Origin of the sequence: Microcoleus sp. Pol12B3, from assembly GCF_036701355.1 — a bacterium.
In the GTDB taxonomy this organism is placed as follows: Bacteria; Cyanobacteriota; Cyanobacteriia; order Cyanobacteriales; family Microcoleaceae; genus Microcoleus.
The window spans coordinates 27163-41287 of sequence record NZ_JAUBQS010000015.1 but is presented as its reverse complement, the minus strand read 5'-3'; the positions used below and the strand labels follow the sequence as shown (position 1 = coordinate 41287).

The following is a 14125-nucleotide window of genomic DNA, read 5'->3' as shown; positions in this document are numbered from 1 at the left end:
TTCCTAATATTTCCCGGCTTGGGCTTTTCAACTTCTGTCTTCTTCAATAAACATTTTGTAAGCTATCAAAGCAATGCCTCCCACTATCAGGGCGGCTGCCAGCCAAGATGCTATGCGAACTGCAACAACAACAGCAATGACAATGCCTGTAAATTGAGCTGCTGCTATAATTTTTCTGCGCCACTGTTTGAGTTTGCCCTTAGCTTGGCTGTCGGGTTCTTGGTACTTGCTTGTTATATGTTCGGGCACTGAGCGGTCGATTTCGGCTTCTAGTTCGCGGAGCCGAAGTTCTTGTTCTCGCTTCCGCAGTTCTTGTTCTTTGTGCCGGAGTTCTCTGGCTTTTTTGTCGGGAGAATTCATAAATTTTAGCCTGTTTTCCCCTAGAAAAATGTGTTATTTATTGTCAATGTTGGGGAGCGATAAGTTCTCTATGACTGTAACTCACATTTTCCGCTGTGTCTAGAAATGTTAAGAAATTTTAAAAAGGGCGATTCCCTACGGGATAGCTACGCTTCATGACTAATTAAGCCGATCGCCCTAGGCCCTAGACTAGCCGCTGCAAATCATCAATACCCTTCGGGCCCGATAGTCGTGCGATCGCACTCCGCTTCCGACAAATCAACCAAGCGCGATCGAAATAAGTTGCATCCCGCTAATTGAGCTTTGCTTAACTTTGCTTTCTCCAAATTAGCTCGGCTCAAATCCGCATATCTCAAATCGGCATTTGTCAAATCTGCATTGTACAAATCCGCACCTTGCAAATTGGCTTTCTGCAAATTAGCACCTTGCAAATTGGCGTGACGCAAATTTGCTCTTGATAAGTTTGCTCTTGATAAAGTTGCTTCCGACAAGTTAGCTTGATAAAGTTGAATGTCGCCCAATTCAGCATCTTGCAAATCTGTTTTATAAAGATTGGCTTGAGTCAAATTTCCGTAGGGCAAATAAGCTCGCCTCAGAATGCTACCAGAAAGATTTATTTCTGTTAAATCTGCTTGAAACAAGTTGTGTTCACTTAAGTCAACGGCGTTAAAGTTTCGCTCGCCCTCAGCATACTGAGCAAGCAATTCCTCAGCGCTTAGCTTTTGCATTTTCATTCCTCATGACGACAGCTACTGCAGCCAATCCATAACAGTAATTAATGGTTTTTTTTCTGCGTATTTATACTTATGTCTCTTATTATGTTAAGCTTGTGTAACAACAGTCGCATTTTTTCTAAGATTTTTTTTATATTTGTAAATTTCTGCCTTGCTCAACCACTAAGCGGTTAGTAATGTCAAGATCGATCGAGAAACCAAAGCGAATCCTCTACTGAAATATGCCAGAACTTCCTCTCTCCATTGCTCAGCACTACCACGAACGGACAAAATACGACCCTGAAACCATTGCCGCCAAAAGCAAACAGCTAGATTGGACAGAGCAACCTGTGCCTTTCAAAGAATATAAAATTGGAGCGTATTTTGACCTCAAGCCTTATCTAAAAGACCCCTCGGAGGATGCCGATGCCGAGTCCGATGCCGCTTGGTGGCATCGGTTATCCAGCTTGTTGCTGTGCAGCTACGGGTTGACGGCGAAAGTGCAGACGGTAGACGACAGCTACCTGTATTTGCGATCTGCACCGTCGGCGGGTGGACTCTACCCAGCAGAGGTTTATTTAATTTCCCGCGGCACTGCCCAGTTGCCGGCCGGACTGTACAACTATCAGTGCAGAACTCATTCACTTGTTCATTTTTGGGACAGTCAAGTTTGGCCGGCATTGCAAGCAGCTTGTTTCCAGTCGCCAGCACTAGAAAATACCCAATTGGCGATCGCCATTACCACTGTTTTTTTCCGTTCTTCTTGGCGTTACGAAGACCGAGCTTATCGGCGAATTTTTCTAGACACCGGTCATTTATTGAGCAATATCGAGTTAGCTTGCGCCGTCAACGATTACCGACCTCACCTAATTGGAGGATTCGCCGACGAAGCTGTCAATGAATTACTGTACATTGACTCGGAGCAAGAAGGAGCTATTTGTGTAGTTGCTTTAGCCGACTTGCTAGATATTGACCAAAACTTGCCTAAATTTAAAACAGCTTTGCCCGGAAACACCACCACCGATTACCCTAAAATTTCCGACGGTCAACTGTTAAAATACCTCCACAAAGCCACGCATTTAGAAGCAGACCCTACCGGATGTGACGGCTGGAAACTTGATGAAAGTGAAGGGGAATTAGAGGATAAATATAACTTTCCATTTTGTACTAAAGTTTCGACGGTCACTCCTTCGATTCCTTGGGGAGTGAACCTGGAAAGTTTAGAAAATACTATGCTAAAAAGACGTTCTACCCGTGCTTATACAGGTGCTTCTTTGAGCTTGGGCGAACTGCTAGCTATGCTCGATTTTACTTACCAGCCCCAGCACTATATCGACCAAGGGTTAGACGGTTCTCCAGACTATTTCGATCTAAGTTTGATCGAGACTTTTATTGCTGTTTCGGGAGTGAATGGGTTAGAAGAAGGCTGTTACTATTACGCTCCGAAAGCTCAAGAATTGCGGCAAATTCGGTTTAAAAATTTCCGCCGGGAATTGCATTTTTTGTGTTTGGGGCAAGACTTGGGCAGAGATGCAGGGGCGCTGTTATTTCACACGGCGGATTTGAACAGGGCTGTAGCAAAATATGGCGATCGAGTTTACCGCTATTTGCACATGGACGCGGGTCATTTGGGCCAGCGGTTGAATTTAGCAGCTATGCAACTGCGTTTGGGTGTCAGCGGTATCGCGGGCTTTTTTGACGATCGCGTCAATGACGTTCTAGGTATTCCGGCGGGTGAGGCTGTGCTTTATATTACAAGTCTGGGAAGACCTCGATCGTAAGAATGACTTAGTTGTTATTTGTCAGTAGTATTGCTTCACTAAGCCCAGGCGCATCTAAATTTTACAGTCAAGTTTGATGAAATTAACATCTTACACCATTCTCAAGAACAGGCAAGATGCCTGTTCCACAAAGAGTGAAATTATTGTGGGGTGGGCGTCCCGCCCGCCCTAAAAATACAACTTAAATTCGAGACAGCTTACCTATTTAATTTACTCTTTTCCTATGACTATTTGCCAATGCAAAACCTGCTAAATATTCTGTCGAGCACTGATTCTGTCACTTCTTCACCCGTAACTTCCCCCAATGCTTGAATTGCCCCGCGCAAATCTATTGTCCAGAAATCTAAAGGCAATTTGTTGCTAATAGTATCTGTACATTGTTCCAGAGAAATTTTAGCTTTGGTTAACGCCGCTGCTTGCCGCTGGTTGATTGCTAAATCTGAGTTTGCTGCTTGTAAATTCCCACCGCTGATGGCATCTAAAATTGCGGTTTCTAAGTCTTCTATGCCTCGATCTAGGGCGGCGGCTGTGGTAACTATACGGTAAATTTCAGTGGAAAAAGGTAGTTCAGGCATGGTGTTTACTAGGTCGATTTTATTGATAATTATAATTAGCTGGTGGTGCTTTACTTGTTCGTAAATTTCCAAATCTTCCTCTGTCCAGCCAGATTCCGCGTCAATTGTCAACAACACTAAATCGGCTTGTTTTGCGGCTGCGCGCGATCGCTCAACGCCAATTTTTTCTACCTTGTCTTCGGTTTCTCGAATGCCGGCAGTATCGAGCACCTGCACCGGAATGCCGCCCACAACTAGCTGCGACTCTACCACATCCCGCGTCGTACCTGGCAAATCCGTGACGATCGCGCGATCGCTCTTACTCCACGCATTCAACAAACTCGATTTTCCCACATTCGGCCGCCCAACAATCGCTACTTTCAAACCAGTTCTCAACAGTTCTCCGCGATCTGCGGTTGCCAAAATTGTTGACAATTCCTCCAAAACATGATTTATTTCCAAAGAAGTTTTAGCTTCATCTAAAGGCGGCAAATCTTCCTCAAAATCAATTCTCGCCTCAATTTCTGCCAGCACGTCCAAACAAGTTGTTCTCAATTTGCGAATTGGCTGCGCTAATTTTCCTTGCAAACCAGCCACAGCACTTTGTGCAGCAGCGGGCGATTTTGCTCCCACCAAATCTGCAATACTTTCAGCTTGAGTTAAATCCAGCCTCCCGTTCAAAAAAGCCCGCAGCGAAAACTCTCCCGGCGCGGCCAATCTCGCCCCATTTTCCAAACATAACTGCAAGACTTGCTGCACGGCCATAATGCCGCCGTGACAGTGAAATTCCACCACATCTTCGCGAGTAAAAGAACGCGGTGCTTTCATGATTAGCAGCAAAGCTTCATCGACTAATTCTTGAGTTTTGGGGCGGCGGATGTGGCCGTAAAGAATGCGGTGAGACTCCCATATTTGCCGTCCTGGGGCGCAAAACAGAGTTTCGGCAATTTTTAAGGCTGCGGAACCGGAAACTCGCACAATGCCGACGCTGCCTTGTTGGGGAACTATGGCAGTGGCGATCGCTGCGATCGTTCCTCCTTTTGTTAATGATTCAGACATTTTTATTGTTCACACATTTAAAAGTTCTCTCAATCTCCTGTTGTTGAGTATCAGGCAATTGCTTATCGGTATTCGAGGATATAAATTTCTGGTTCGTCATTCAAAAAAATTAAATTCCCGCCCTTTTGGCCAAGCTGCACGAGTTTCTGAGTCAAAAGCCAAGGTAGATTTTTTAATCTTTTTCCTGCGATCGCTAATTGCTCGCAGGCTTCGAGACACAGGATAACTTGAATTAGGGATTCAACCAGTTGTACGTTCATTTGAGCCACCTCTGCCCCGGTTGTTAAATTATACAGTTTTCATTGAGAGGATAAACAATTTCAGCATTTTTTTTCTAAGATATTAGAAGAGCGTGGCTACACCGCTGGACTTGGCTCGCCATTCCCATCACCCGTTTGCTCAGTCAGTCGATTTGAGATTTGAGATTTGAGATTTTAGATTGACTCCACAGATCAATCGGGGATATTCAACTCTGGTCTAAAATTTGGGGAGGCTAACGACTCCTGTGGGAAAGCAACTATCCGTTTTTGGGTGGGAGTCACGGCTCGATCGTACTTAAATTACTCAGCCAAATATTTTGGCTATTCTGATTTCATGCGATAATGGAACATTGACAGGGTAGAGGGCAAAGCATGATTGGTCAACTTCTAGACAGACGTTACCGCATCATTAAAGTCACAGACTCAAGTGAGGTGGGAAAAACTTATCTAGCAGCAGATACTCACCGTCCCGGGTATCCGCAATGCACGGTTAGAGAAATGCGGCTACCCGGCACAAGTTCGCAAACTCCAGAATTAGTCAAAGTTATATTTCAAAGAAACGCCGAAATAATTGAAAAATTGGGAAAACACGACAAAATTCCCGAATTATTGGCATATTTTGAGGAAAATCAAAGTTTATACTTAATTGAAGAATTTATTGCCGGCTCACCTTTAAGTCAAGAACTAATACCCGGTCAACCTTGGGATGAAGACCAAGTAATTGGTCTGCTATCAGAAATATTAGAAATTTTGGTGTTCATACACGAGAAAGGTTTCATTCACCGCAGAATTCAACCAGACAGAGCGATCCGGCGCGAGTCAGACGGCAAATTTGTATTGGTAGACTTTAGCTTAGACAAAGAAATTAACCCGGAACTTGCTAACTGTCATTTGTTGTCGCAAACTTCACCGAATTCTGTTAAACGGCATGAGGCAAAAAAGCAGGATTTGGGGGCCCAGGAGTTATACGTGCCGATCGAGCAATTGAACGGCAACCCCCGGTACAATAGCGACCTTTACGCTCTAGGTACGATCGCTCAGCTTGCCGTGACGGGACTCTCACCCAACGAATTGAGTGCCTTAAAAAGCAACAAAAACCAAATTCCCTGGAGAAACCGGGCAACTTGTTCACCTGCCCTAGCAGATATTATCGATCGAATGGTGCGCCCCGACTGCGAGGAACGCTATCAGGAGGCCGCCGAAGTTTTAGCAGACCTCCAACAAATCGCCGTAAAATTGGAGGTTGAGCCGCCGCCAGCCACTATCATCACGCACGCTATGAGTCAACCGCGAAGACAAAGCCAAACCAAACTGCTGCTTTTGGTTGCCACAGCGGCAGCTTTCATCCTCACGGCACTGATAATTTACTTGTGGCAGAGTCAAAGTCCCGCGAGGGCAAAAGAATTGTTAGCCCGCGGCGTTACCAAGGCGCAGCAAGGTGACACAACAGGCGCGATCGCCGATTATACTCAAGCGATCGCCCTGAATGCCAGCGACGCGGAAACTTACTACAAGCGGGCAAACGCTCGCTACGACATGGGCGCAACCGAGCAAGCAATACAGGATTACACGCAAGCAATTAAAGTCAATCCTAACCACACCAAAGCTCTCTACAATCGAGGTATGGCCCGCCTCGACATCGGGGACAAGCGGGGGGCAGTGGAAGATTTCACCCAAGTAGTGCGACTCAATCCCAGCGACGGTGAGGCATACTCTCAGCGGGGTTTAGCCTACTACGATTTGGGCGACTACCGCACGGCAATTGAAGACTACACTCAAGCAATTCGGCTCAGTCCCAACGATGCTACAGCTTACAGCAATCGGGGTTTAGCTCGATCGGCTGCAGGCGACAAAACAGGAGCAATGGCAGATTTTACTCAAGCCCTTCAAATTAGTCCCAAACAAGCTGGCGTATACTACAGTCGCGGTCGAGCACGGTTTAATCTGGCAGATTATCAAGGAGCGATGGAAGATTATACTAAGGCGATCGAATTGCAACCAGATCTCGCTGATGCTTATACCAATCGGTGCAGCGCTTACTTGAATTTGGCCACCTACGACAAAGCGATTGCAGATTGCACCGAAGGAATTCGCCTCGATCCAAAAGATGAAGCAGCTTACAACAACCGCTGCGTTGCTTATCTGAATTTAAAACAATTTCAAAAAGCCAGCGAAGATTGCAGTTTGACGATCGGACTCAACGGCAACAATCCCAAAGCCTACAGCAATCGAGGATTAGCTCGATCGGCTTCGGGAGACAAGCAGGGAGCTTTAGAAGATTTTACTCAAGCAATTCGGCTCAATCCCAGCGATGCAGTAGCTTACAGCAATCGCGGTACTATTTACTCAGAACTAAAAAATTACCCCTTAGCCGTTGAGGATTTCGCTCACTCGCTGCGGCTCAACCCCAACAATGCTAGCGCTTTTTACAGCCGAGGCCTCGTCCGCCGCCAACTCAAAGACCGTACCGGGGCGATCGAGGATTTTCAGAAAGCTGCAACCTTGTTTCTAGAACAAGGAAGAGCCGATGGTTTCCAAAACGCACAATCACAAATCAACGACCCTAAATAAACTATTAGTCACCATTCAGATGTTAAAAAAAGAAGAAAAAAGGCAGAAGGAAGAAGGAAAAAGGAAGAAACAAGAAGACCCAATTACCAATTCCAAATTACCAACTTCCCGTTACCAACTTCCCGTCACCAATTCCAAATTACCCCATCCCCGTTACCAATTCTCAATTATAGATATGAACATGGTTGGTCAACTGTTAGACAGGCGTTATCGCGTAGTGCAAATTCTCAGTTCAGGAGCTTTCGGACAAACTTATTTAGCTGTCGATACTCGCCGCCCTGGCCACCCTCAATGTGTAGTCAAACAACTGCGCCCTCCGAGCAACACTTCCACAGTTCTCAAAACAGCTTATCGCTTATTTAAACAAGAAGCAGAAATATTAGAAAAGCTGGGAAAACACGATCAAATTCCATTTTTACTAGCTTATTTTGAAGAAGCCAATCAGTTCTACCTCGTCGAAGAGTTTGTACCCGGACACGCCCTAAATAGGGAAATTGTGGCCGGTCAACCTTGGCGAGAAGAACGAGTGCTGGATCTGTTGCAAGAAGTGTTACAAGTTCTCGCCTTCGTACACTCTCAGGGAGTGATTCACCGCGATGTTAATCCCTCCAACTTAATCCGCCGCAAACCAGACGGCAAATTAGTTTTAATTGACTTCGGCTCCGTTAAAGAAGTTGCAAGTCACGTCAGTGACTACGATACAGAATTTCCGCGCACCATTGCTACGGGAACTCCGGCTTATATGCCGATCGAACAATTTCAAGGCAACCCGCAATTTAGCAGTGACCTCTATGCAGTCGGGATGATGGCAGTCCAAGCTATCACTGGTTTACCCGGTACGGATTTGCCAAAATTGCAAGATCCGAGTCCTTCTCATACGGGGGAAATTGTTTGGCGAAACCGATCTCAATGTTCAGTGGGATTAGCCAATATAATTGACAAAATGGTCTGTCACCAATTTGCCAAGCGCTATCAATCTGCCGAGGAAGTTTTGGTAGCTCTCAGCAAGTTGAGACACCGCCAAGAGCCTGTGAATACCGCTCACAAGAAAAGTATTGCTCCCAGCTTAGTGTCTTCCGACGATCGTTTTTATTCACGTTTGGGAAGTCGATTTTGGTTGCTGATTTTGGCGGGCATAGGGGCGGTAATAGTTCTGATATTTCTATTTAGTTATTGGAGCCGACCGAATCCGATTAAAGCTAAGGAATATTACGAACAGGGAGTAGAAAAGTCTCGCAATAAAGATGCGGAGGCAGCTTTGCAGGCTTTTAATAAGTCAATTCAATTGAATCCTAAAAATGCTGAAAGTTTTTACCAGCGCGGTAATGCTAATTATGATTTAAAAAAATATCAAGAAGCAATTGCGGATTATTCTCAAGCTATCGCTCTCAATCCTAAATATGTTCCTGCTTATTTTAACCGCGGGCTAGCCCGTCACGATTTTAACGACAAGCGCGGGGCGATTGAGGATTACACTCAAGCTTTGAATCTCCAGCCCAAGGATGCTGATACATATTATGAAAGAGGAGTTACTTATTTAGAACTGCAAGACTACAAGATGGCTATTCAGGATTTTACAGAAGTAATTCGGTTGCAGCCGAACCTTGGTAAAGCTTATCATTCGCGGGGGTTGGCTCGTGCTGGGAGCGGCGATTTGCAGGGCGGGATTGGAGATTATACTGAGGCAATTAAACTTGATGCTAAGAATGTTGATGCTTTTTACAGTCGGGGTAGAGCTCGCTTTCACCTAGGAGATTATCAGGGATCTTTGGCGGATTATTCTCAGGTAATTGCGATCGATCCGAAGAGTGCAGATGCTTACGCTAATCGTTGCAGTACGCAGTTGAATTTGGGAGCGCATCAAGCGGCAATTGACGATTGCACTCAGGCAATTTCGCTGAGCGATGAGGATGGGGTTCCTTACAACAATCGCTGTATTGCTTATTTAAATTTGAAGGATTATCCAAAAGCAATTGCCGATTGCACTCAAGCGCTGAAAGTGAATCCGAATGATTATAATGCTTATAACAATCGTGCTTTAGCTCGCAGCGCAGGGGGTGACGCCCAGGGGGCGATCGCAGATTTTACAGCAGCAATCGGGTTCAATCCCAACAATGCTGAAGCTTACGCCAATCGGGCTAAGATTTATCAGGAGTTAAAGAATTACAATAGTGCGATCGCCGATTACGTGCAAGCTATTCGGATCAGTCCGAATTATGCTGCTGCTTACTACGGTAGAGGCATAGTTCGCCGCTCCTTGGGAGACAAAGCAGGAGCGATTAGCGATTTAGAAAAAGCCGGCAAAATGTTTTTAGATCAAGGACTTACTGGCGGTTACAAAGATGCACAATTTGAGATTGAAAAGCTCAAGTAGTCATTAGTCAGTTGTCACTTGTTAGTTGCTAGTTATTAGTCAACAGTCAACAATGCCCCACGCCCCATGCCCACTTCCCTTTAAGAGTTTTGAAGTCTCTTCACCAACTCATAAAATGGTTCCCAATTATCCTCAATAGCAATGGCCTCCCACACAGCCTCAATCGTCGGCCTCAACAGCGATTGTTCGGGATTGTGCTTCCGCAACCTGTCCGCCATTTGGTCCATATCATCCGCCGACAAACTTTGCAAAACGTGATAATAAAACTGCCGCCAAGGTGCTATTAAGTCTGCCGGTTCCGCCTCAGCAAAAATTAGACTACCATCATCTCGCCAAGTGCGATCGAACTGCCTTCGCAGTTCAAAAAAGAAATCGTGATACTCCACTTGAGACTCCGCCAGCATTTTAATTGTCACCTTCAACAACTCATCTCCTTCCGCCTCTGGCAAATCCTCAAATCCCAATCTATTTAGCATCAACTGCCGATAAGCTGCATTATAATACTCGCCAAACTTTTCCAAAGCAGCATCCATATCAGCTTGAGAAATCGCGGCTGCTAGCGGTTGCTGGAGCTTCTCTAAATTACCCTTACAAATAAACGGTTGATTGCCGTAACAATACAGACCGTAATGGTCAAAATAAGCTGCTGTAAATTCCGGCTTGTACGTTGGGATAAAAGCAAAAGGCCCGTAATCGAAACTTTCTCCAGTAATCGACATATTATCAGTATTCAGCACAGCGTGGCAAAATCCTGCTGCCATCCACTGAGCGACTAATTCGGCTACTCGCTTGACTAAATCTGCATAGAAGAGCGCATATTTTTCAGCAGGCGAAACACCCGCTTTACTTGCTTCTAAATGCAGTTCTGGATAGTAATATTCAATAACAAAATCTAAAAGTTTTTTAGTTAAATCCGGGCGGCGGATATAGTGCAATCTTTCAAAAGTTCCAAACCGAATGTGAGAATGACTAAAACGCACCATTACGGACGATCGCGTCGGAGATGGTTCATCACCCCGCCACAAAGCCTCGCCCGTTTCAACTAAACTAAAACAGCGAGATGTCCGAACTCCCAACCGGTGCAAAGCTTCGGCGGCTAAAACTTCGCGAACTCCCCCTTTGAGAGTGAGTCTACCATCAGCGTGCCGCGAGTAGGGCGTGCGGCCGGAACCTTTAGTGCCGAAGTCGTAAAGTCTGCCGTCAGTGCCGCGAACTTGGCCGTACAAAAAGCCTCTACCGTCGCCTAAATTCGGGTTGTATTCGTTGAATTGATAGCCGTGGTAACGGAGTGCGAGAAAGGGACGGACGCAGTGAAATTCGCCGAACGCTTCGATAAAATGTTGGTCAGTTACTTGTGCGGGGTCTAAACCCAATTTCCGTAATAATTCGTCATTGCGGAAGCGGAGAATGTGCTGCGGAAAATCGGCAGCAGGGACTTCATCAAAATAGTCGCCACCGAGAGATTCGAGGGCGGGTTCGTAGTTGAGGGAAAGTAAGGGATTTGACATTTTTATATTTTATCTTGAAATTGTCGATCGCTCCAAATTATATACGGGTAAGGTGCGGACTGCATTGGTGTCAACAATTGCCTCATACCCTTTGTCTCCCTCATTTATAGCCGAGTTCGTTCTCCATCGCATCCCACGGCTGTTTCATGCTCAAACTTTAGCTGTGCTAACATTTGAGCATGAAACATTAATGTCTTCCTCGAACGCAAAAAATTTTTACGGTCAATTTTATTGATAGGTAAATTAACCGTTTTCCTTGCTAAAAATTGGGTGGAAGGATTAAACTTTAAAAAGTTTAGTGGAATGCACCAGCTAATATACCTTTTTCCCTATTTAAAATTCGTCAACACCCCGTAAATTGCCCAAATTGCCATCGCCCGCAAATAGTGACTCGCCCGAAAAGTCCCCCCCGCCGTAATCGCTTCCGGCGTGCGAAACTGCAAGCCATTTTCATAAATCTGCTTCACCACTGCATCCGTCAATTTAAACGCTTTATCCTCCATCCCCATCTGTACCAAAAAAGCCGCCAGCCCAAAATTAATCCCCGTCCAAACTTCCAAAGGATGAGTCGCATTCGGATTTTCCGGCGAACCATTCAGCATCACGCCATTTGCCGCACCGAACTCGCCATCGTTGAACTTCAAAAAGCAAGAATCGTACACAGTTTCTAAAGCGCTGACTGCACATTGCTGCGGCACAATATCCGGCAATCCTAACAGTTTTGCGTAAAATTGACCGCACAGTTGGTCAGCCATCACCACTTCGGAATTACTCTCGCTGTCCAAACGGTAATATTGACCGTTCCACAGCTTTTCTTGATAGCTCGGTCTTGCTTGTACCAGCCAACTGTGATATAATGCAATCTTTGCTTGAGGGTTAGGAATTATCTCCGGTGCTGCATCTTCCAAGATTTCGCCGATCGCGATCGCAGCCTCCAGCGCCGCCAACCACAAACCGCCGCAATACGCACTTATCCCCCGCATTTGCCAATCATCAAACGTCTGATCGGGTGCTCCAGAATTCTCGGGAATTCCGTCCCCATCCTCATCAAAAGTTTTCAGATAAGCCAAAGCCTCAACAATTGCCGGCCAACACTCTTTCAAAAACTCGCAATCTGTGCCGCCAGTCAATAAAAAGTCACGATAAACCTGCAACACAAAATCGCAAGGCAAATCCTTCCACAAATTGCAATCTTGATAGCTAGTATAATTCGTTTTTTCCCAAGGGTGTTCGTTAGGAGCACCCAAATCGTGGGGCGTCGCCCCGACAGCTTTTCTAATAGCAGAAGCTTGATTCCAGCCAATAATTCTCGGCGTATCGTCTCCCGCAGAAATTGCCCTAGCAAACGCTAAAACCACCGACTTTTCCAAATCAGGCCACAGCATCAACAAAGCAAAAGAACCGTAAAGCCGCACGTCCAAACTTTCGTACCAGCGGTAATCAATGCACTCCAAAACTGCAAATTGACCCTTTGGATCGCGTTCGTCAGCCGCACTCCAAAGAGTACCGCCGTCAGTCAGGGCGTATAACTCGTTAAACAGCGCCATTTTAAAACTATCTGACAAATCTTTCCGTTCTAAAATCGGTTTTTGCCAAGCTTCAATATTTTCGCGCCAAGTATCAGAATGCTTCATTGCAGTGCGAATAATCGGCCAAGCATTTTTGCCGTTACGGCCGAAGAAATCTGTATAGCGGCGGTAATACCAAACTCCCGATGCAAACTCAGTAACGGGCAAATCCCAAGCTATAATAAAGGGAATTTTGCGAGTTTTTCCCGGTCGAAGAGTAAAGCGAACTGCGATCGCACAAGCCAACTGTTCTCCTGCTGCTGCGGCTGTCTCGTCTTTGTCATCCAACAAGAAACCTTCAGCAGAAAAGTTGCGCCAAATATCGTCGCCATTCCCCGCCGGGTTCCAGCGAGTTTGATAGAATACTTCTACCGCCGGATTAGTAATAGTGGCGATCGCCCATTGTCCATCCCCTTCTTGCGGTTCGTCCTCAGCAGTCAACCGGGTCATGACGCAACCTATCCGGTGAAAATCTTCCACCAACAAATTCAAATTTCCGGCACTTTCTCCCCACCGGGGTTGATAGTCATAAAATGGACTACCATCATCTCGCACCATCACTTTAGGCGACTTATTGGCATTAGTAAACCAACCAACAATATTCTCCCAAGTCAGCATGATGCTGAGAGTGATCGGCGCATCTGTAGGATTGTGTGCCACCCATTCAAACATGGCGACTGGGTAACTGCTTTCCTGATAATTGTTCGGCAAAATTGGCGAAAATTGCTCGCAGCTTAATTGAGCCTGAAAAACATTTTCGTAAACAAACCAACTGCGCGGATACAAAGCATGATAACTCCCCGAAGAATTAGACTCTTCCCCGGTTCTTTCTTCTTCTTCCCTTCTTCCTTCTTCCTTCTTCCTTCTTCCTTCGCAAGGATACCATTTCCAACTAGATAAACAGCCATCTGTAGGCGGTTCAGTGGACAGTGCAAAAGCTTGTTTCTTGCCTTGAGTTTCTTCAAAAACGCTGAACTGACAAGCGGGCAAACTGCGAAAAATGTGCTCGCCGCCGTCAATGTGCCAGAGGTTGAAGTCGCCGCGGGGCGATCGCCCTATGCAGCCGGCACCGAATCCGCCCAAAGGCATTCCGTGCCAGGGCCCGTCGTCTAGATTGCTTGCGTAGCGGACTGTATAGGGATTTTCCCAACCGAGGCCGATGGGACGTTTCCAGGCCTGTGGGGGAATGTTTGGATTGGATGTGCGATCGTTATTCATGTGATTAATCTTAGCGCTCGATCGAGCTTTACAATTTTTTTTATTTGATTTTCAACTTTTATCGCTCGAACAAATCCCGATTTTTCCGAATATTGTTGACTGTTGATTGTTGGTCTAAAGCAATTGGTTTCAGGTTCGCAGGCTTCATCAATTCTCCCA

At 45.8% G+C, this 14125-nt stretch carries 9 protein-coding genes; 3 read left to right on the top strand and 6 right to left on the bottom strand.

Features of this window, described 5'->3' with window-relative positions; translation table 11 throughout:
* Nucleotides 1-27 precede the first annotated feature (27 nt).
* The gene (locus QUA53_RS10155; RefSeq protein ID WP_333096685.1) at nucleotides 28-360 is read right to left on the bottom strand and encodes a hypothetical protein; all 333 of its coding nucleotides are present in this window, start codon (nucleotides 358-360) and stop codon (nucleotides 28-30) included.
* 206 nt (nucleotides 361-566) lie between these two features.
* Nucleotides 567-1088 (bottom strand): pentapeptide repeat-containing protein, encoded by a 522-nt coding sequence (locus tag QUA53_RS10150; RefSeq protein WP_333096683.1) that lies wholly within the window; start codon nucleotides 1086-1088, stop codon nucleotides 567-569.
* 227 nt (nucleotides 1089-1315) lie between these two features.
* Between QUA53_RS10150 and QUA53_RS10145 the strand changes: the two genes are divergently transcribed.
* Nucleotides 1316-2854: a SagB/ThcOx family dehydrogenase gene (locus tag QUA53_RS10145; protein WP_333096681.1), complete on the top strand. Its 1539-nt coding sequence runs from the start codon at nucleotides 1316-1318 to the stop codon at nucleotides 2852-2854.
* A gap of 227 nt (nucleotides 2855-3081) precedes the next feature.
* Here QUA53_RS10145 and mnmE read toward each other — a convergent pair whose 3' ends face one another.
* Complete coding sequence (mnmE, locus tag QUA53_RS10140) at nucleotides 3082-4467, bottom strand: tRNA uridine-5-carboxymethylaminomethyl(34) synthesis GTPase MnmE (RefSeq protein ID WP_333096679.1); 1386 nt, start codon at nucleotides 4465-4467, stop codon at nucleotides 3082-3084.
* Nucleotides 4468-4529: 62 nt separating this feature from the next.
* On the bottom strand, nucleotides 4530-4727 hold the full coding sequence (locus QUA53_RS10135) for a hypothetical protein (protein WP_333096677.1): 198 nt from the start codon (nucleotides 4725-4727) through the stop codon (nucleotides 4530-4532).
* Nucleotides 4728-5099: 372 nt separating this feature from the next.
* On the opposite strand from QUA53_RS10135, the gene QUA53_RS10130 reads away from it, so the two are divergent.
* Both QUA53_RS10130 and QUA53_RS10125 read left to right on the top strand, forming a co-directional pair.
* Nucleotides 5100-7298 carry a tetratricopeptide repeat protein gene (locus tag QUA53_RS10130; protein WP_333096674.1) on the top strand — a complete coding sequence of 733 codons (2199 nt, stop codon included), beginning with the start codon at nucleotides 5100-5102 and terminating at the stop codon, nucleotides 7296-7298.
* Nucleotides 7255-9672, top strand: a complete 2418-nt coding sequence (locus QUA53_RS10125) for a tetratricopeptide repeat protein (RefSeq protein WP_333096673.1) — start codon at nucleotides 7255-7257, stop codon at nucleotides 9670-9672. Before QUA53_RS10130 ends, QUA53_RS10125 begins: the two co-directional genes overlap by 44 nt.
* A gap of 80 nt (nucleotides 9673-9752) precedes the next feature.
* Here the strand turns inward: QUA53_RS10125 and QUA53_RS10120 are convergent, their stop codons facing one another.
* Complete coding sequence (locus QUA53_RS10120; protein WP_333096671.1) at nucleotides 9753-11180, bottom strand: protein adenylyltransferase SelO family protein; 1428 nt, start codon at nucleotides 11178-11180, stop codon at nucleotides 9753-9755.
* A gap of 329 nt (nucleotides 11181-11509) precedes the next feature.
* Nucleotides 11510-13966 (bottom strand): GH116 family glycosyl hydrolase, encoded by a 2457-nt coding sequence (locus QUA53_RS10115; protein ID WP_333096668.1) that lies wholly within the window; start codon nucleotides 13964-13966, stop codon nucleotides 11510-11512.
* Nucleotides 13967-14125 lie beyond the last annotated feature (159 nt).